This window comes from Pseudomonas sp. DWP2-2 (assembly GCF_049897065.1).
GTDB classification, from domain to species: Bacteria; Pseudomonadota; Gammaproteobacteria; order Pseudomonadales; family Pseudomonadaceae; genus Aquipseudomonas; species Aquipseudomonas paracarnis.
Genome location: NZ_JAFCVN010000002.1, coordinates 677,542 through 696,195, shown reverse-complemented (window position 1 = coordinate 696,195; position 18,654 = coordinate 677,542). Strand labels below are relative to the sequence as shown.

At 60.0% G+C, this 18,654-nt stretch carries 15 protein-coding genes; 7 read left to right on the top strand and 8 right to left on the bottom strand.

Going from position 1 to position 18,654, the window contains the following annotated elements:
• Positions 1-5 precede the first annotated feature (5 nt).
• Together ACP7CZ_RS07240 and ACP7CZ_RS07235 are read right to left on the bottom strand one after the other, a co-directional pair.
• Entirely contained in the window at positions 6-440 is a 435-nt protein-coding gene (locus ACP7CZ_RS07240; RefSeq protein ID WP_003189852.1) for a DoxX family protein, read from the bottom strand.
• Between the two features lie 104 nt (positions 441-544).
• Positions 545-1,966 carry a transglycosylase SLT domain-containing protein gene (locus ACP7CZ_RS07235; protein ID WP_034126720.1) on the bottom strand — a complete coding sequence of 474 codons (1,422 nt, stop codon included), beginning with the start codon at positions 1,964-1,966 and terminating at the stop codon, positions 545-547.
• Between the two features lie 236 nt (positions 1,967-2,202).
• Here ACP7CZ_RS07235 and ACP7CZ_RS07230 point away from each other — a divergent pair, with 236 nt between their 5' ends.
• From ACP7CZ_RS07230 to ACP7CZ_RS07205, 6 genes are all read left to right on the top strand, one after another.
• A complete protein-coding gene (locus tag ACP7CZ_RS07230; protein WP_054897912.1) occupies positions 2,203-3,009 on the top strand; it encodes a TatD family hydrolase in 807 nt (268 codons plus the stop codon).
• Positions 3,010-3,105: 96 nt separating this feature from the next.
• Positions 3,106-4,575: a methyl-accepting chemotaxis protein gene (locus tag ACP7CZ_RS07225; protein ID WP_054920166.1), complete on the top strand. Its 1,470-nt coding sequence runs from the start codon at positions 3,106-3,108 to the stop codon at positions 4,573-4,575.
• Between the two features lie 222 nt (positions 4,576-4,797).
• Positions 4,798-9,474 carry an RHS repeat-associated core domain-containing protein gene (locus ACP7CZ_RS07220; protein WP_426174002.1) on the top strand — a complete coding sequence of 1,559 codons (4,677 nt, stop codon included), beginning with the start codon at positions 4,798-4,800 and terminating at the stop codon, positions 9,472-9,474.
• A complete protein-coding gene (locus ACP7CZ_RS07215) occupies positions 9,471-9,881 on the top strand; it encodes a DUF6896 domain-containing protein (protein ID WP_096144406.1) in 411 nt (136 codons plus the stop codon). The genes ACP7CZ_RS07220 and ACP7CZ_RS07215 overlap by 4 nt, the downstream gene beginning before the upstream one ends.
• A gap of 382 nt (positions 9,882-10,263) precedes the next feature.
• Positions 10,264-10,653, top strand: coding sequence for a hypothetical protein (locus tag ACP7CZ_RS07210; RefSeq protein WP_106111551.1), 390 nt, complete (start codon positions 10,264-10,266; stop codon positions 10,651-10,653).
• Positions 10,654-10,770: 117 nt separating this feature from the next.
• On the top strand, positions 10,771-11,133 hold the full coding sequence (locus ACP7CZ_RS07205; RefSeq protein WP_003189844.1) for an Mpo1-like protein: 363 nt from the start codon (positions 10,771-10,773) through the stop codon (positions 11,131-11,133).
• 9 nt (positions 11,134-11,142) lie between these two features.
• Here the strand turns inward: ACP7CZ_RS07205 and ACP7CZ_RS07200 are convergent, their stop codons facing one another.
• The 3 genes from ACP7CZ_RS07200 to ACP7CZ_RS07190 all read right to left on the bottom strand — a co-directional run bounded on the left by ACP7CZ_RS07200 (position 11,143) and on the right by ACP7CZ_RS07190 (position 13,112).
• On the bottom strand, positions 11,143-11,940 hold the full coding sequence (locus tag ACP7CZ_RS07200; protein WP_003189843.1) for an acyl-CoA thioesterase: 798 nt from the start codon (positions 11,938-11,940) through the stop codon (positions 11,143-11,145).
• Positions 11,941-12,029: 89 nt separating this feature from the next.
• Positions 12,030-12,791 (bottom strand): CHAD domain-containing protein, encoded by a 762-nt coding sequence (locus ACP7CZ_RS07195; protein ID WP_294148584.1) that lies wholly within the window; start codon positions 12,789-12,791, stop codon positions 12,030-12,032.
• Positions 12,792-12,833: 42 nt separating this feature from the next.
• Entirely contained in the window at positions 12,834-13,112 is a 279-nt protein-coding gene (locus ACP7CZ_RS07190) for a hypothetical protein (RefSeq protein WP_003189839.1), read from the bottom strand.
• Between the two features lie 216 nt (positions 13,113-13,328).
• Here ACP7CZ_RS07190 and ACP7CZ_RS07185 point away from each other — a divergent pair, with 216 nt between their 5' ends.
• Positions 13,329-14,366 carry a patatin-like phospholipase family protein gene (locus ACP7CZ_RS07185; protein WP_054898472.1) on the top strand — a complete coding sequence of 346 codons (1,038 nt, stop codon included), beginning with the start codon at positions 13,329-13,331 and terminating at the stop codon, positions 14,364-14,366.
• A gap of 115 nt (positions 14,367-14,481) precedes the next feature.
• Here ACP7CZ_RS07185 and ACP7CZ_RS07180 read toward each other — a convergent pair whose 3' ends face one another.
• From ACP7CZ_RS07180 to kdpC, 3 genes are all read right to left on the bottom strand, one after another.
• Positions 14,482-15,171 (bottom strand): response regulator, encoded by a 690-nt coding sequence (locus tag ACP7CZ_RS07180; protein ID WP_044274219.1) that lies wholly within the window; start codon positions 15,169-15,171, stop codon positions 14,482-14,484.
• 141 nt (positions 15,172-15,312) lie between these two features.
• The gene (locus ACP7CZ_RS07175) at positions 15,313-17,955 is read right to left on the bottom strand and encodes a sensor histidine kinase (protein WP_198790760.1); all 2,643 of its coding nucleotides are present in this window, start codon (positions 17,953-17,955) and stop codon (positions 15,313-15,315) included.
• 127 nt (positions 17,956-18,082) lie between these two features.
• Positions 18,083-18,628, bottom strand: a complete 546-nt coding sequence (gene kdpC / locus ACP7CZ_RS07170; RefSeq protein WP_054898470.1) for a potassium-transporting ATPase subunit KdpC — start codon at positions 18,626-18,628, stop codon at positions 18,083-18,085.
• Between the last annotated feature and the right edge of the window lie 26 nt (positions 18,629-18,654).

The following is an 18,654-nucleotide window of genomic DNA, read 5'->3' as shown; positions in this document are numbered from 1 at the left end:
AACGATCAGTGAGTGATCGCGCGGTCGACAGACAATTTGCCCGCACCTTCCAACAACACCGCCAACGCGCCGCCGAGCAACGCCAGTGCGAACTCATAACCGTTGTTGGCCATGAACAGCCCGTTGTGGATGTGTACAGAGAAAATCGCCACCAGTGTCAGGAAGGTCAGGCCCAATGCGGCAGGGCGAACCAACAAACCGATGATCAGGGCCAGGCCGGCGAAGAACTCGGTACCGCCCGACAGCAGCGCCATCAGCGTGCCCGGCGCCAGGCCGATGCTTTCCATCCATTGTGCGGTGCCCGCCAGGCCACCACCGCCAAACCAGCCGAAGAGTTTTTGCGAACCGTGGGCAGCGAAGATGATGCCGACGAAAATTCGCAGAATAGTCAGGCCATAACCGGCGCGAGTGGACAGTACACGGGTAATCATTGGGCTCATGGGGGTAAATCCTTTTCCAGGTAGGGGTTGGTTGGCCGCTATATTAATCAGTTTAAACAATGATAAAAGCCAAAATATTGCCTAATTGACATCTAAAAATTCGATTATTTACGCGATGCAATTTTAGCCGCGGGCGGCTCCAAGGACTCCCGCTGCCGATCGAACGCCAAATAATACTTGTTGACGCTATTAACATAGCTGACGCCGCCCATCCCTACCTGCTCCATGGCAATGCGTTCAACCTGGAAGAACCACTGATTGGGGTTAAGCCCACGGCGCTTGGCCTCGGTGCGCATGCCCTGTACTCGCTCCGGCCCCATGTTGTACGCCGCTAGCATAAAGGCCATGCGCTCACGCTCATTGAGCTTGGGGCTGGCGAAAAACTTGCGGCGGATCATCGCCAGGTAACGTGCCCCCGCTTGCACATTATTGTCGAGCGTCTCGATATTGTTGACCCCCACCCGTTGGGCCGCCGACGGCGTGATCTGCATCAGGCCGGTAGGGCCGCCGCTGTTGCGTGCGCCTGGGTCCAGGGAAGACTCCTTGAACGCCAACGCCGCCAGGTTCAGCCAGTCCATACCTTGCTCACGTGCATGTTTTTGCAGGACCGGGCGCAGTTTTTCCAGGCGCTGGCGGTCAGCCCGCGCCAACGGGTTACGGACCTGGTAGAGGCGTCGATAGATACGCTGGAATGCCACATCCTGGTCGGAAGGCGTGTGATAGGTCTTGAGAAACCGATCAATGCTGGCGCGCAGCATCGAGGCATCCTGGCGCACAAACCAGAACTCGTCGCCCGGCTCGCTGATCACCACCTGCTTGTCAAAGCGCAACTTGGGCAGAATTTTCGACCAGCGTTGGGCAATGGGTTTTTCCACGATCGTCAGGTGAAAAATCCCGGCCTGCACCATCTCCAGGACGTCTTCCACCGCCAGGCTGGGGTCAACCCATTCGACTTTCACGGGGGGGCGCTTGTGCAGAGCCAGTTTTTGATTGACCTGACTGATGGCATCCGCCGCCGCACTGCCCGTGGTCAGCGTCAGCGTGCGACCTGACAGTTGCTCCAGCCTGGTAAAGCGTCGTTCACCCTTGACGCCCACCAGCCACAACGGCACATCGCTGACAATCGGGTCGCTGGCGCTGACCTTGTGCACGCCCTTCACGTCCAGCAACTCACCGGGCGCCACCAGGTCGCCCTCGCCACGGGCCAGCGCGCCGAGTAACTGGTCCTTGGCCTTGGGGATGATCTTGAGATTGATGGCCTGCCCATCACGGGCATGGCCATTGAGGTACTGCTCGAAGGCACGCAACCGATGGTATTCGACACCGATGGCCTGGCCCTGCACTTCACCGGAACTGTTGCGGCTCTGGTTGACCAATACGCGCAGAGTGCGGCTGGAGCGAATTTGCGCGAGGTCGCGGACCTTGCCGGGCTTGGCCACTTGCAGCGGCCCATCCAGACGTGCGACCGCCGCCATGGGCAGCAGCAACGTCAGGCACAACATAAGCAACGCCGAGGGTCGGATCATCCGCTCTCCGAAAAGAAAACTGGCCAGCACCTTCGCGAATAACGACGTGCTGGTGGTCAGAAACAGAGCGCTTTATGCGCTGGCAAGGCGTGCAACGGCGCCACGGTGGTAGGCAATCGGCCCACCACAATGTCGCTTGCGACGTTCAAAGACAGCGTTAACGCGTTGTAGTTCTTGGTTTTTCTTATCAATCTACAGCTCTGATATGCTTTCCGGCCGCAGGCGGAGATAGCACCATGCAACTCATTGATATTGGCGTCAACCTGACCAACCCCAGTTTCGACGAGAGGCACACGGCCGTTCTCGAACGCGCTTACGCCGCTGGCGTGCAGCAATTGGTACTCACCGGCACCAGCGTCGAGGGCAGCGAACAGGCCCTGCAACTGTGTGTAAAGCTCGACGAAAGCGGCCAGCGCCTGTTCAGCACCGCCGGTATTCACCCTCACTCTGCCAGCGACTGGAACAGCGACAGCGCCCAACGCCTGCGCAGCTTGCTGGGCGACAGCCGAGTGCGCGCCGTGGGTGAATGCGGGCTGGATTTCAACCGGGACTTCTCCCCTCGCCCCCAGCAGGAAAAAGTCCTCGAAGAACACCTCGCCCTGGCCGTCGAGCTGCAACTGCCGGTGTTTCTCCATGAGCGCGATGCCAACCAGCGTCTGCTGGAGATCCTCAAGGACTACCGCGACCACCTGCCAGCCGCCGTGGTGCACTGCTTCACTGGCGAACAGGCAGCACTGTTCAGCTACCTGGACCTGGATTTGCACATTGGCATCACGGGTTGGATCTGCGACGAACGCCGTGGCACCCACCTGCATTCACTGGTCAGGGATATTCCCCGAGGCCGTCTGATGCTGGAAAGCGATGCGCCCTATCTGCTACCACGCACCCTGCGCCCCAAGCCGAAGAATGGTCGCAATGAACCGGCTTACCTGCCCGAAGTACTGCGCGAAGTGGCCTTGCACCGTAACGAAACAATGGAAGACCTGGCGCTGCACAGCACCGCGTGCGCCCGGCGCTTTTTCGGCTTGCCTGCCATCGATTGATGCGGCGCATTGACCCATATCAAAAGCGCTGTTCTGAATAGCGGCACAATAATGGCACCTTGCCAATACCGTTTCCGCTATCAGAGAAAACCTTCCATGGGTGCCTGGCTTAGCAATATCTCGCTCAAATACAAATTCTGGGCCGTCAATGCGGTCGCCTTCATCACCACCCTGCTGCTGGTGCTGTACGCGGTACAGCTGGAACAACAGGCGCGTAGCCAGGCGTCACAGGCATCGGCCCAGGCTCAGGGACGCTTGCTAAGCGCCTGGCCAGCCGACAGAACCTTGCCCACTGGTGAGCACTGGCTCGCATTTTCCAAAGGCCAGATCCCCCAGGACCTGCCCGCCCTGAACACTGCCAACGGCTGGACTGAACTCAACCCTATGCCGTTGTTCGGTGAAAACCCGCTGATCGGCGCCGAGGTGATCAGCCGGGCCGACGGCCAGCAGGTCGCAGTCCTCGCCTACGCGCCGAGCCTGAGCCAGGTGTTCAGTGAACGCTTCGCCAATTACGCCGTTGCCGTGGCAGTCCTGATGCTGGCCATGCTCGGCGCCTCGCAGTTGTTGATCCGCTTCCTGCTCAGTCAGCTCAACACCCTCAAGGATGTAATGCTGCACGTTGAAAAAACTGGTGACCTGTCGGCGCGGGTGCCGTTGGCCTGCAAGGATGAAGTCGGCCAGATGGCCAGCGCCTTCAACGCCATGCAAGCCGGTTACCAGCGCGTGGTCAATACCGTGGCACGCACCGCCCGGCAACTGGACGACGGCGCCGCACGCCTGGCCAGCAGCATGAACGAGGTGCAACACGGCATGCTGGGCCAGCAAAGCGAAACCGACCAGGCCGCCACCGCCATCAACGAAATGACCGCCACCGTCTACCACATCGCCCAGCACGCGGGCGCCACCCGTGACTTGTCGCAGTCCGCCGACACCCTCGCCGGCAGCGGCCAGGCAGTGGTCACCCGGGTACAGCATTCGATCGCCGGGCTGTCCAGTGGGGTACAGCAGACCGCCGAAATGATCCAGAAACTGGCCGAAGACAGCCAGAAAATCAACGGCGTGGTCGGTGTGATCCACAGCATCGCCGAACAGACCAACCTGCTTGCCCTCAATGCCGCCATCGAAGCCGCCCGCGCCGGGGAAATGGGTCGCGGTTTCGCGGTAGTCGCCGACGAAGTGCGCAACCTGGCCAAGCGTGTGCAAAGCTCCACCGACGAAATCACTCGCATGGTCTCGGCGCTGCAAGCCGGCACCCGCGACGCCGTGGACTTCATGCAGGAAAGCTCATTCAAGGCCGATGACTGCGTCCAGCAGGCCCAGGAAGCTGGTGTGGCCTTGGCTGAAATCACCGGGGCCGTGGCACAGATGCGCGAAAGCAACACCCAGATCGCCGTGGCCGCCGAGCAGCAAAGCCATGTTGCCGAAGAGATGAACCGCGCCGTGGTGAGCATTCGCGATGTGACCGAAAACACCGTACATCAAACCGTGGCATCGGCGACTACCAGCAATGAACTGGCGACGTTGGCCGGGGAGTTGAGCAAGGCGATTGGGCAGTTGAAGTTGTAAGACTGTTCCAGCTGTAATCCGACTCCTACGACCAAGCCTCGGTTTAACTGAAGTTAAGACGAAATTTCCTCGCTATTTTCGCGCATAACGCCGACTTCTTTTACCTGACAACCGCTGCAAAGTCCCTCGCCTGATCAAACAGTGCGAGGGATTGCAGATGCTGGTGTTCGTTAGAGCCCTGATGAATGGGACTGTCTCTTGATCTCGGTGCTGGCCAACCTGATGCTGGTGCCGATGGATCCCGAAGCGCCGAAGGTTGAGCGCGTATTCGCGGACTTCCGCACCTGCCTGAATACCTTTGATAAGTGGACCGACAGCTTTTTAAGTGGTTCGGCACTTAGCGTGGAGCAGGTGTTCAAGGTTGGGGAAGACGTCGCACTGGTCGCGCCGATCTCTTCCGACAAACCCAGCCGCACCGTCGCTCAATGCAAAGCCCAGGGTGGGCTGACGCTGGTGCATCTGTTCGAAAGCACGCAGTTCGTGCCTATCGGCAACACGCCCGTGAGGCTGCAAGCCGTTGCACAGGACGGCAGCCCGGTAGGCGCGCCACTGCATCGGACCATTGGCCCCAGCGGCATTCTTGAAGTCAGCGACTGTACCCGCGACCAACAGTACGAAATCACCTTTTACCCCAACGTTTCCAAGGCTCACGTCCAGGCGCTGTATGCGTCCTATGAGTCTGTGATCGCCGGGCTGGAAGCGGATTTGCGCACGGCATGGGCCGAGTATTTCAAGCCTCGATGGGCAGACTTTGCCAAAGCGCCGGCTTACAAGCGCAGTGCCTTACAGGGCATGGCCTTTGCTGCCGGGCTGGGCAACGCGCTTTATAACCTGTGGGACAACATCACCGAGCTGTACGACCTGCTCGCGAACCTCAAGACCAACAGCGAAACGTTGCTGAAATACCTGTCCGAGGCCGAGCTGAATGCGCTGCTCAAGCTGGGCAAAGACACGCTGGCCAAGGGGTTGCTGGTACTCAGTGATGAGCCGCTGTTGTTTATCTACCTGTCGGCGCTGGTGGCCTGGGTACGCATGCTGCCGCCACCCGACATGTACGAACTGCTGGGTGAAATCACCGGCGAAGTCTTGATCAATCTGTTGCTGATCTGGGCCACGCGAGGCATTGGGGTCCAGCTGCGCCTGGGCGCTCAGGTGCTTAGTGGCGTCAAGTCCGGGCGGGCGCGGGCGTTGTTGGAATTGCTGGCCAAGCAGGTGGCGGGGCCTCGGTTGGAAACCCATGTGGAGGCGGCCAAGCCGGTGTTGCTGAGCAGTGCGGCGACGCCGATTAAGACGGTGCCGGCTGTGCCGTTGAAGGCGGGCGATACGCTAGTTTCGAACCCGGTGCCGATGGTGCGCGGCAAGACCCAGCGCACGACGTTGGTCCGTCAGGAGCCTGTCGATGATGTGCCGGCTGTGGCGTCGAACCCGAAGGGGGATGCGGCGGCGCCAGCGGATAAAACCGTCACCCACGGTTGCCCGGTGTCGATGGTCACCGGCGAGGAATTGCTGACCCTTACCGACGGCGCGCTGGATGGGATCTTGCCGTTTGAGTGGACGCGGTTGTACCGCACCAGTGCGGTGGAAGTCGAGTGTGGGTTGGGGTTTGGCTGGAGCCATGCGCTGGCTCATCGGCTGGTGGTGTCGGGCGATTCGGTGGTGTGGACCGACCATGAGAACCGCTCGACCACCCTGCCCTTGCCGACTTCAGCTCGACCGGCAATCACCAATAGCCTGGCGGAAGCGGCGATCTACTTGGGTTCGGCGCCTGATGAACTGGTGCTGGCCCAAGCCTCGCGTTTCTACCACTTTCGCGACGGTGTGCTGACAACCATCAGCGATGCGTATGACAACCGTCTGCGCATTTGCCGTGATCGCTCAGGACGGATTGAGCGGCTGGATAACGGTGCTGGTCGCTCGTTGCTGTTGCGTTATGAGTTGGATCGCATCGTTGCGGTGGACTACCAGGTGCATCGCGCCAAAGGGCGTGATCCCTACGTGTGGGAAACCGAACAGAACCTTGTTTCCTACGCCTATGACGAACACGGACGACTGGTTTGCGCGACCAATGCTGTCGGGGAAAGCGAGCGTTATCGGTACGACGATCAGCACGTCATTCTCGAGCGGCAGTTGGCCGGAGGCGCGAGTTTCTATTGGGAATGGGAACACGCGGGCAAGGCGGCGCGCTGCGTTCGGCATTGGGCGAGTTTTTCGCAGATGGACACGCGCTATGCCTGGGGCGATGACGGGCGTGTCACGGTGCATAACGCCGATGGTAGCCAGGAGGTGTATGTCCATGACCAGCGGGCGCGGCTGGTGCAGAGGATTGATCCGGACGGCGCCACGCACTTTAAATCCTACGACGACCAGGGCCGGCTGACCGTCGAGCAAGACCCGATGGGCGCGGTGACGGCCTATCAGTACGACGATGCCGGGCGCTTGGTCGCGCTGTTTCCGGGGGATGATGAGCCAACGTCCTACGAGCATGACAACGGTTTTGTACGGGTTGTCAGGCGTGGGGAGGCGGTCTGGAAATACGAGCGTAATGAACAAGGCGATGTTACGCGTAGGACCGATCCCGATGGAGAGGTTACTGACTACAGCTACAACAAGCACGGGCAACTGACTGGAGTTTGGTACCCGGATCACAGTTGCCATCGACTGGTGTGGAACGAACGCGGGCAGTTGCTTGAGGAGCAATTGCCCAATGGTGGGATCAAGCGTTATCGCTATGACGATCTGGGACGGCAAGTTGCCTGTGAGGATGAGCATGGTGCGCTGACGCACTATCACTGGGACTGCGTCGGCAGGTTGATTCGTCTTGTATTGCCAGGCGGTGGTTGTAGGGAGTTCAGCTACAACCCCTACGGCAAAATCATCGCCGAACGCGACGAACTCGGCCACGTCACCCGCTATGAATACGCCGATGGCCTGCACCTGATCAGCCGCCGTCTCAACGCCGACGGCACCCAGGTCAAGTACCGCTACGACAACGCTCGGCTATTGCTCACCGAGATCGAAAACGAAGCCGGCGAAACCTACCAACTCGACTACCACCCCAACGGCCTGATCCAGCAGGAAACCGGCTTCGACGGCCAACGTACCGCCTACGTCTACGACCTCAACGGCAACCTGCTGGAGAAGACCGAATACGGCGACGATAACAGTCAGCTAATCACCCGTTACGAGCGCGACCACGCCGGTCGCCTCGTCCGAAAAACCCTGCCCGATGCCAGCGTTGTCGACTATGCCTACGACCGTCAGGGCAACCTCCTTAGCGTCGAGGACGGCCACTGGGCGCTGGCCTACGAATACGACCGCCAAAACCGCCTCACCGCCGAACACCAGGGCTGGGGCACCCTGCGCTACGGCTACGACGCCTGCGGGCAACTGAAAAACCTGTGCCTGCCGGACAATAACCGCGTCACCTTCAACCACGACAAAGGCGGCCACCTAGCCACCGTCGAGCTCAACGGTGAAGTACTCACCTCACATCTATTCAAGAGCGGCCGAGAACATCAGCGCCAGCAAGGCCAACTCCTCAACCACTACCACTACGACGACCAGAATCGTCTGCACGCCCACGCCGTTACGCAGCAGCAAAACTATTTCTACCAACGCCAATACGACTACGACAAAAGCGGCAACCTTACCCGCCTGCTCGACACCCGCAAAGGCGAACACCTTTACCGCTACGACCCGCTAAACCGCCTGACCCACGCCGATCACTCCCAGGACGTACAGGAGCGCTTCGCCCACAACCCGGCCGGCAACCTGCTGATGCAAGACCGCCCCGGCCCGGACATCGTCGCGGCCAACCGCCTGATGATCCAGGGCGACCGGCACTATGACTACGACGCCTTCGGCAACCTCATCCGCGAACGACGCGGCAAGGGCCAGCAACTCGTCACAGAGTACCGCTACGACTGCCAGCACCGGTTGGTCGGGGTTACAACACCCAACGGCCAAACCGCCAGCTATCGCTATGACCCGTTTGGGCGGCGCATCAGCAAAACCGTGGACGACAAAACCACAGAGTTTTTCTGGCAAGGCGACAAGCTGATTGCCGAACACCATGCAGAGCGCCATCGCAGCTATCTCTACGAACCCGACAGCTTCCGCCCCTTGGCCCTGTTGGAAGGTTTCGGCCCAAAAGAAACCAAGCCCTACCACTACCAACTCGACCACCTCGGCACCCCGCAGGAACTGACCAGCCCCGAGGGCAAAATCGTCTGGTCCGCCCACTACCGCGCCTACGGCCAGATCGCCCGGCTCGACGTAGGCAACATTGACAACCCGCTGCGCTTTCAAGGGCAGTATTTCGATGCGGAAAGCGGACTGCACTACAACCGCCATCGCTACTACAATCCGGATATTGGTCGCTATCTGACGCCGGATCCGGTGAAGTTGGCGGGTGGGATCAATGGCTACCAGTACGTGCCCAATCCGACAGGGTGGGTAGACCCGCTAGGCTTGAATTCATGCCCAGGCGATGATGGGTGTAAAAAGCAAACGAGTGCTGACGATCCATCCTACAAATCGAGCGTGGATGATGGACAGCCTTCAGCTCCTCTTGTTCACGGAGTAGACGCAACCTTCTTAAATAGAACACACAGCATTGAAGGGAAGCGGTCAACCAAGCGTGTGGAAGAAATTGCTCGCAGTATGCGAAACGACGGATACGATAAAAATACGCCAATAGACGTTTTTGAGTATAACGAGCAACGCTATATTGTTGATGGGCACCACCGAGCTGCCGCTGCAAGACAAACAAAGACGCCAGTCACCATAAAACTAATCCAGAATATAGGTGACCATAACAGCTCGTTCAACAGCACCCAGGACGTAATAGACGCTTCAAATGCAGTAGGACTGGATAGACTGGAAAGGCCTAGACGATGAGAGCTCAGACGCTAGAACATTTGATCACAGAATACTTGGAGCAAGTAAAAAAGGCTACCGACTTACTTGAGCAAGTGTTTGGAACCAAAAATATCATTGGTCTGTGGCGATCCAAAAAAATCCCGCAGCGTGGGACGGTCGCTGCAAATGTCACCTACGAGCTGCACGGTATTGGTTGCAGTGTTTACTTATCTGAAATATGTGTCGACTTTGATTACGGCCCGGACGATAGGGTCGACGGTTTCGACTCGTGGAGGCTGTATATGTACGCATGCGAAACACCCAGCAAGTACAAAAAATATACAGATAAACAAGCCTTGGAACGTGAGTTCAATGCGTACCTAAAAAAGGGCAAAGCCAAGAAAATCGAAGGGTCCACATCTAATTTGTACTTCATACAGTCTTGATGCCGTTCAGGTAAATCTCCTTACCCTAGACACTCTGAATATCGAATATGGGATGGGACTTGACCTCGATAACTGTGAACCAGCCAATGCATGTGCAAACTGACCCAACAACATCGGAGGTAAGCCTTGGTGCCGATCAGTCAAGCGAACGCAATACTCAAAGCAACGAAGATCAAAAGTGGGAGCTGGCTTGCCTGCGAAAGCGGTAGTGCAGTAACAGAGGCAGTGACTGACACACCGCCTTCGCGGGCAAGCCCGCTCCCACAGGGGATCTGCGCTTAACAGACTGGAATCCTTCCCACATTCACACCCGAGGAGCCAAAAGAGGCCATATACTGCTCCAACTGGTTCCTGTCAGCCGGTCCAGAATAGGTGTCCCCTGATGAGTTACCTGGAAGACGAAATAGACGAAGCCTGTAATGCGCTGAACCTCGACGCTGGAAAGCTTGATTCGAGCGAACTCAACTTGTTGATAAGCTCTCTGACGAGAAAATTCTTCAAAGCGCAGAGCAATGTGCTTGATCCCATCGAACTAAACGAGAAAAGCACCGAACACAACCCTGACTTTTGGAAGGAGATGCCGCATCGCATTAGCGGGAATGGCCTGGTTCTGCTGGTATTTGACTCAGCGTATAGCGCCTGGAGAATGGAAAACGCTCGAGTGCTAGCCTCTGTGTTAGGCGAAACCACCGGATATCCGTTTTGGATAACCGATAAAGAGCTGACGTTCTTGGTACACATGGATGATCATGACTGTGTCATTTGGGCATGAGGGTCACTCCGCCTAAATTGCAGCCTATGACCCCCATAGCCAGCCCCAATTCGCCACCTCGCCCACCTCAACCTAAACTCTGTTCAAGTTGTTTCAACGGACAGAGGATTCACCACCATGGGCAAACGTCACCCCAACCTCCCCGCCTGGCAATGGCGTCAGTACCCACAGAACCATCAGCACCCAACCAACCTGGCGTTGCACCTGATTGCCGTGCCGCTGTTTATCGTCGGTTTCCTGCTGATCGTGTCGGGCGTGTTCAGCCTTAGTCTGGCCAGCTTCGCCGTCGGCGTGATTGGTATTGTCGCGGGCCTGGCGTTGCAGCGTCACGGCCATAGCCTGGAAGCCCAGGCCAGTGAGCCGTTCAGTGATCGCAAAGATGCGGTGCAGCGCCTGGTGGTCGAGCAGTTCGTGACCTTCCCGCGCTTTGTGCTCAGCGGTGGCTGGTGGCGGGCCTGGCGGCAGCGGCACCACCACTGACCGGCGGGTTCAGGCGAACACCACCACGGTCTGGCGGCTGAGGGCGATCAACTCGCCGGTCGGGCTCCACAAGGCAGCGGCAGCGTGGCCATAGCCGTCGCGGGCGTGTTCGATGTTGACGTGGTACTGGCACCAGTCGAGCGTAGTCAGGTCTTGCAGCGGCTGGATGAACTCGATGGTCCAGGTCAGGGTGCTGCCCGGCGCGGGCTTTTTCAGGTGTGGCAGCAACGCCGGTGGCCAGGCGTCGACCAGGGCGAGGATATGCGCCTCGGTCAGTGGCTCCTCTTTCACATCCCCCCGCAACCGTACCCAGCCGCCCATGTCGCGGGATTTATTGCCGGTAAACGGCAGGCCACCGACACTCCAGCGCATTGCCAAATGACGCATGAATTCGGGGGTAACACCCTTGATATAGGGCAGTTCTTGGCACTCATCCCAATGTTTGAATACCGGTGGCGGCTCACTTGCCACGTCAATTTCGGAGGGGCGAGAGGCGCCAAAACTGGCCTGGACCAGGGTCGCCACTTCACCGTTCTGCACCACGCGCCCGAGCAACTGGCTGACCGCCTTGCCTTCGCGCAGCACTTCGACTTGATAGCTGGCAGGTACATCCGGCGCTACCGGGCCGACAAAGGTGATGGCCAGCGAGCGCAGCGGTCGGTCCGCCGGCACCTGGGCGCGCAGCGCCTCGTACTGCAAGGCAGCGACCAGCCCGCCAAAGGTAGCCCGACCCTGGGCCCATTCGGCAGGGATGGTGACATCCAGCGGATTGCTACGGGCAGCGTCGAGCAAATCACTAAAGCGCATGGCGACCTCACATCAAGAAAATCCTGGAGGAATCTTAACCATCGAATTGCACAGGCACAGCGCCCATTCCAGCCAAAAACCGGACCGGTTTAAAAACACTCGGCGCTGAGCGTGTCCAGCACGCGATCGGCCTTGCCTTGCGCCTTGAGCATGGTGCGCTGCCACACCGCTACGCAGGGTTGCAGGTCCGGCTCGTGCCCGGCCTGGGCCAGCCACTGCCAACAGTCATGCCAGTCACCCAGCGCGCTCTGGGCTTTCTTCAAGTGCGACAGGGCCTTGGGGGGTAATTTGTCCAGCTCGGGATACGCCTCGGCGGCATAGCGCACGCGCTTGATCAGCAACCGTAGTCGATGACGGTCATGATCGGGATCCTTCAGCGCCTCATCGAGTCTCTGCGATTGCTTGGCCAGGCGTTTCTGGATGCGCGGGCGCAAGCCCTTGAGCAGTTTCTGATGCTGGGACGCGCGGATAAACCGTGGGAACGCATCCAGAATCAGCAGCAAGTGCGCCAACTCCGGGCTTTGCGCCACCTGGCGATAAGCCTCGGGCTGCAGACGCAGGCGTCGATCAGCCGCGTCGTGATGACCGTGCTGATGCAAATACGCCGCCAGCACCTCTCGGTCGCGTAGCGGCGTAGTCAGTTGGCCAACCGTGCTGGCGGCCAATTCAAGCTGTTCGACACCGGGCAGCCCGCGCAAAGGGCGCAACAGGCTGCGCAGGCGGCGTACCGTGGTGCGCAAATCATGCAAGGCTTCATCGTCAGTGACGGCGGCGAGGCGAGCCTGGCAGCTCAGTAACCCTACTTCCAGGCCAATGACCTGAGCGACTAACTGATTGACCAACGCTGACATCCTGCCCTCACTTTCCGATGAAAAATCCTATCCGCCGCAGGGTCATCGCCCGGCGCGAGACTCACGAATGTAGAACCGCGCCTTTTCGGCCTTGTTGGAGCAACCCTCGAACGCTTCAAACTGCTGCTGAGTCTTGGCGCCAGTCAACAGCGACAAAGCCTTGGAGTAGCTGACAGTGCCAGCAAAACCTTCGGCCTTGGCCAGGTCCAGCTCTTTCCAGGCGGCGTCCAATTGCGAGCCACAGCTGTCGCGATACGCGGTTTTCCCGGCACAGCCAGCCAAGGCCAACACGATCACAGGCACACAGATCCAGGCTTTCATTGATGACACCTCAAATATACAAATTCAGTCGTAGCCTGTAGACGTTGCCTACAGGGAAAAGTGCCTTGTCCTTAGCCTGAAATCAGTAGTACCTATTGCCAGAGCATACCCGAGGCTGATCGCCAGCCTGGAAAAATATTGCGCGCTGTCAGCAAGGATTGAAGCAGGCCCCTTGATGGGTGCATTGTGGGCCCCTGTTTTGCGAAGGATCTGGCCATGAAGAAACGTGTTGCCTTAGTGCTGGGCTCCGGTGGGGCCAGGGGCTACGCCCATATCGGGGTGATCGAAGAAATCGAACGACGCGGCTATGACATCGCCTGTATCGCCGGCTGTTCCATGGGCGCCGTGGTGGGTGGAATCTACGCCGCCGGCAAGCTCGACGAGTACCGCAACTGGATCGAAAGCCTGGACTACCTCGACGTATTGCGCCTGGTAGATGTGAGCTTTCGCCTGGGAGCGATTCGCGGTGAGAAGGTGTTCGGGCAAATCCGCAAGATTGTCGGCGATATCAATATCGAGGAGCTGCGCATCCCCTACACCGCCGTCGCCACCGACCTCACCAACCAACAGGAGATCTGGTTTCAGGAAGGCTGCCTGCACCAGGCCATGCGCGCCTCAGCGGCCATCCCCAGCCTGTTCACACCGGTGATGCAGGGCAACCGCATGCTGGTGGACGGCGGCCTGCTCAACCCGCTGCCCATCGTTCCGGTGGTGTCGAGCCATTGCGACTTGATCATTGCGGTCAACCTCAATGCCACCAACCAGAAACACTACCAATTGCCGGTGATTCCGCGCCCGCCGGCGTTCAAGAGCCGCTTCAACAGCCTGGCCAAGTCACTGGGCTCCCACCTGCCATTTCGCCGCAAGCAGGCCGAGCAGTTGATGAAGCTGGAACAAGAAGCCTTGCAGGCCCAGGCCGCCGAAATCAACCCGTGGCTGGAGTCTGCCGAACCCGAAGCCCAGCAACCTGCCGCTGCGCCCGAGAAAGCCGGTGCACCGAAGTCGGCCACCGGCTCGTTCATCATCGACAACGTCGGGCCTGCCTCGTTGCTGGATCTGATCAACCAGAGTTTCGAGGTGATGCAAACCTCATTGGCACAGTACAAGATCGCTGGGTATCCGCCCGATGTGCTGATCAACGTGCCGAAGCGGGTGTGCCGCTTTTTCGAGTTCTATAAAGCGCCGGAATTGATCGCTTTGGGGCGGGAGATTGCCAGTGATACGTTGGATCGGTATGAGAGTGAGCAGAGTTGAGCGTGTAAGTGTTGCGGATGGCCTCATCGCGGGCAAGCCCGGCTCCCACAGGGAAATGCATTTCAGCTGTGGGAGCTGGCTTGCCTGCGATGGCGCCAGCACAGGCACCAAACGTTCAGGCACTTAGCAACCGATACCCCACCCCCGCCTCAGTCACGATAAACCGTGGCTGGGTCGGGTCATCCGCCAGCTTCTGGCGCAAGTGCCCCACCACGATCCGCAGGTAGTGGCTGTCCTCGGTATGGGTTGGCCCCCAGATGTCCTTGAGCAGTTGCTGTTGGGTAATCACCCGCCCCGGGTGGCGTGCCAACTGCGCCAGCACTGCGTATTCCTTGCGGGTCAGCGCCACTTCGGCACCGTCCAGCAAAACGCGGCGATAGGCCAGGTCGACCGTCAGCGGGCCAAAACTCAAGGCGGCTTCCTGGGCCTCTCCGGCCGGTGCCTGGCGCAACAGCGCACGCACACGGGCAAGAAACTCCTGGATGCCGAACGGTTTGGTCACGTAGTCATTGGCGCCACCGTCGAGGGCCTCGACCTTCTGACCTTCGCTGGCCCGCACCGACAGCACCAGCACCGGCACCGTGGACCATTCGCGAAACTCGCGCAGCACCTGTTGGCCGTCCATGTCGGGCAGGCCCAGGTCGAGTACCAGCAGATCCGGTTTGCTCAAGGCCGCTTGGGCCAGGCCTTCGTTGCCGGTGCCGGCTTCGATTACCTTATAGCCTTGGGAAGCCAGGCTGATGCGCAGGAATTTGCGGATCTGCGGTTCGTCATCAATGACAAGAATCGTCGCGGTCTGGCTCATGGTGTCTCATTAAAACCCATTAAAAAATCACCCTCTCTGTAGGAGCGAGCTTGCTCGCGAAAAACCTCTAGGCAACGCGTGCATTCAGGAAGCCATCATTATCGTTAACGACCTTCGCGAGCAAGCTCGCTCCTACAAGGTTTACTCCAAGGCAGGTTGTGTGGGCAGCGGTAAAAACAAGGTGATGCAGGTGCCCCGCCCGTCAATGCCATCGGCCACGCTGATATGCCCACCGTGCGCACCGACCATGCCCTGGCAGATCGCCAAGCCGAGGCCGGTGCCCTGCCCGCCTCGATCACCGCGGGCAGCGGTGTAGAACATGTCGAAGATCTTCGCACGCTCCTCCTCGGGAATCCCTGGCCCTTCATCCGCTACGGCAAAAAACAACTGCTCATCCTGCACGCCCGCGCGCAACTGCAAGCGGCCCTGGGGCGGCGAAAACCGTGCGGCGTTTTCCAACACATTGACCAGGGCCTGCTCAATCAGCGCCGCATGCACATACAACAAGGGCAGTTCCGGCGGCACATCGGTGCTCATCTGCAACGGCGCCAGCACGGCGCGCAATCGCCCAAGGGCACTGCCGACAATATCGCCGGGCGACACCCAATCGCGTGCCAGTTTCAGCGCACCGTGGCCCAGGCGTGTCATGTCCAGCAGATTCTGGATATAACGGTCGAGGCGCTCGGCCTCATCGCGAGTGCCTTCGAGCAATTCGCGGCGATCCTCCAGCGGGATGGCTTCACCCAGGGCCAGCAGGCTGTCAATGCTGCCGCGCATGGACGTCAATGGCGTGCGCAAGTCGTGGGACACCGACGCGAGCAAAGCGCTGCGCAGTTGTTCGGTTTCGCCGTGCAGGCGCGCCGATTCCAGCTCCTGCCCCAGTTGTGCCCGCGCCAGCGCCTGGGCCAGCGGTTGGCTCAACGCGGTGAGTAAGCGACGACGTTGCCCGCTCAATTCCAGGCCAGGCTTGGCACTGACACCCAGCAACCCCAAGGGCCCCTCTTCACCCGACAGCGGCCACCACCACCAACGCCCAAACGGCAAGGTGCCGGTGCCCATGCCGGCCGGCTGATCATGCTGCCAGGCCCAGTCGGCGGCGGCGCGTTCTGCTTCGGTAAGGGTCAACGAGCCACCGGTCTCGACCTTCCAGCCTCCCTGTCCATCGCGATTGACCAGGCACAGGTCGAGTTCGTTCCAACCTTGCAGATGGTGGGCGGCGGCGCTGATGACGGCTTGGCGGTCGGTGGCAGCGGTGAGCTTGCGCGACAGGTCGAGCAGTTCGCTGGTTTCTTCCTGGGTATCGCGCAACGCCTGCAACTGGCGGCGCTGGCGTGCGGCGAGGTTGCCGGTCAACGCTGCCATCAACAGGAAGAACAACAGGGTCAACACGTCTTCTTCGCGCTGGATGGCGAAGGAAAAATTCGGCGGAATAAACAGAAAATCGTAAGTCAAAAACGACAGTGCCGCACACACCAGGGACGGCCCCAGGCTGCTGCGCACCGCCACCAACAGCACGGCGGCAAGAAACACCAGCGAGATGTTCGGCAGCGCCAACGCGCTGGACACGGCCCAGGCCACTGCGGCAGCGGCGAGGGTCGCCACCACCGCCAAGGCGTAATCGAACCACACCAACCCGCGCATCTCCGGCAGGCGTGGCGGTGCAGGCATGTCATCGCTGTCGAGGACGTTGATTTCCAAGCCGCGGGCATTGCGCAACAGGCGTGCCGCCAAGCCGCCACCGAACAGGCGCCGCCGCCAGCGCATCCGTGACTGCCCCACCAGCACTAAACTGGCACGGCGTTCGGCGGCGTGCTGGATGAGGGTCTTGGCCACTTCCCCGGCGCGCAGCAACACCACTTCCCCGCCCAGCCGCTCTGCCAGTTGCTGGGCGTTTTGCAGGCGCAGGCGCGATTGCTCATCCCGCGCACGGCCGTTGTCGATGTGCACCAGGCTCCAGGGCAAATGCCGACGCTGGGCCACGCGGCAGGCATGGCGCACCAGTCGTTCGGCTTGCGCATCGCCATCCACACCGACCAACAGGCGCCCACGCACTGCCGGCGCGGCCTGACCGAGTTGGCGGTAGCCCTGGGCCAGGTCATCGTCGACGTGGGCGGCGGCAGTTTGCATGGCCAGCTCGCGCAGGGCCATGAGGTTGGTCTGGGTGAAAAACGCATCGATGGCCGCACGCGCCTGCTCCGGCACATACACCTTGCCGTCACGCAGACGCTCAAGCAGCTCGCGGGATGGCAAGTCGATCAGCAGCAGTTCGTCGGCCTCTTGCAGCACCCAGTCCGGCAAGGTTTCGCGCACTTGCACGCCAGTGATGCCACGCACCTGGTCATTGAGGCTTTCCAGGTGCTGGACGTTGACCGTGGTGAATACGTTGATGCCGGCCGCGAGCAGTTCCTGGATGTCTTGCCAGCGTTTTTCATGACGGCTGCCAGGGGCGTTGCTGTGGGCCAGTTCATCGACCAGCACCAGTTTTGGCTTGGCGGCGAGCAGGCCGTCGAGGTCCATTTCTTCGAGCATCACGCCACGGTATTCGCTGCGCAACAACGGTTGTTGCGGCAGGCCGCTGAGCAAGGCTTCGGTCTCGGCGCGGCCATGGGTTTCGACCACCCCAGCGATCAGGCGCACGCCTTGGCGCAGTTGGGTATGGGCCGCCTGGAGCATGGCGTAGGTCTTGCCGACACCGGGCGCGGCGCCGAGGAAAACTTTGAGCCGGCCACGGCCGTCCCGGGGCAGATCGGCTAACAGGGCATCGGCGCGGCCGGCGTCGCTCATGCTCGGGGGTTCCTTCAGGTATTGATAGAGAGTCTTCAAGGCCGCCATCGCGGGCAAGCCCGGCTCCCACAGTGGAATGCATTCCAAATGTGGGAGCCGGGCTTGCCCGCGATGGCGATCGCCTGGCTTACAACGCTTCCAAAGCCATGTTCAAGGCCAGTACGTTTACTACAGGCGGGCCTACCAGAGGGCTTTCGATGTGCTCATCCAGCAACCGCTGCAAGGTCGACACCGGCATATTTCGCGCCGCCGCCACTCGCGCCAGTTGATAGGCAATCGCCTGCGGTGGCAAGTGTGGATCAAGGCCGCTGCCGGAGGTTGTCAGCGAGGCCAATGGCACCGGGCCCTGGCCCGGTACTGACTGCTTGCTGGCCTCTTCGACTATGCGAGTGGCCAAGGCCGGATTGCTCGGGCCCAGGTTACTGGCACTGCTGGACACTGTGGCAAAAGCACCGGCTGACGGGCGTGGGTGAAACCAGCGGTCACCAGTAAAGTCCTGGGCGATCAGGATGGAGCCACGCACCTTGCCGCTGGCGTCGCGCACCAGGCTGCCATTGGCTTGATCGGGGAAGGCCACTTGGGCCACGCCAGTGACTACCAGCGGGTAGGCCACGCCGGTGATCAGGGTCATGAGTACCAGCAAGCTCAGGGCTGGGCGGATGATGTTGGACATTTCAGACTCCTCAATTCAGTGGTGCG

Excerpts from the sequence above, each read along its gene's own strand:
- ACP7CZ_RS07230 (WP_054897912.1), top strand. The coding sequence starts at position 2,203 with ATGCAACTCATTGATATTGGCGTCAACCTGACCAACCCCAGTTTCGAC.
- kdpC (WP_054898470.1), bottom strand. The coding sequence starts at position 18,628 with ATGTCCAACATCATCCGCCCAGCCCTGAGCTTGCTGGTACTCATGACC.
- ACP7CZ_RS07220 (WP_426174002.1), top strand. The coding sequence starts at position 4,798 with ATGCTGGTGCCGATGGATCCCGAAGCGCCGAAGGTTGAGCGCGTATTC.
- ACP7CZ_RS07175 (WP_198790760.1), bottom strand. The coding sequence starts at position 17,955 with ATGAGCGACGCCGGCCGCGCCGATGCCCTGTTAGCCGATCTGCCCCGG.
- ACP7CZ_RS07225 (WP_054920166.1), top strand. The coding sequence starts at position 3,106 with ATGGGTGCCTGGCTTAGCAATATCTCGCTCAAATACAAATTCTGGGCC.
- ACP7CZ_RS07240 (WP_003189852.1), bottom strand. The coding sequence starts at position 440 with ATGAGCCCAATGATTACCCGTGTACTGTCCACTCGCGCCGGTTATGGC.
- ACP7CZ_RS07195 (WP_294148584.1), bottom strand. The coding sequence starts at position 12,791 with ATGTCAGCGTTGGTCAATCAGTTAGTCGCTCAGGTCATTGGCCTGGAA.
- ACP7CZ_RS07215 (WP_096144406.1), top strand. The coding sequence starts at position 9,471 with ATGAGAGCTCAGACGCTAGAACATTTGATCACAGAATACTTGGAGCAA.
- ACP7CZ_RS07205 (WP_003189844.1), top strand. The coding sequence starts at position 10,771 with ATGGGCAAACGTCACCCCAACCTCCCCGCCTGGCAATGGCGTCAGTAC.
- ACP7CZ_RS07210 (WP_106111551.1), top strand. The coding sequence starts at position 10,264 with ATGAGTTACCTGGAAGACGAAATAGACGAAGCCTGTAATGCGCTGAAC.
- ACP7CZ_RS07235 (WP_034126720.1), bottom strand. The coding sequence starts at position 1,966 with ATGATCCGACCCTCGGCGTTGCTTATGTTGTGCCTGACGTTGCTGCTG.
- ACP7CZ_RS07185 (WP_054898472.1), top strand. The coding sequence starts at position 13,329 with ATGAAGAAACGTGTTGCCTTAGTGCTGGGCTCCGGTGGGGCCAGGGGC.
- ACP7CZ_RS07180 (WP_044274219.1), bottom strand. The coding sequence starts at position 15,171 with ATGAGCCAGACCGCGACGATTCTTGTCATTGATGACGAACCGCAGATC.
- ACP7CZ_RS07190 (WP_003189839.1), bottom strand. The coding sequence starts at position 13,112 with ATGAAAGCCTGGATCTGTGTGCCTGTGATCGTGTTGGCCTTGGCTGGC.
- ACP7CZ_RS07200 (WP_003189843.1), bottom strand. The coding sequence starts at position 11,940 with ATGCGCTTTAGTGATTTGCTCGACGCTGCCCGTAGCAATCCGCTGGAT.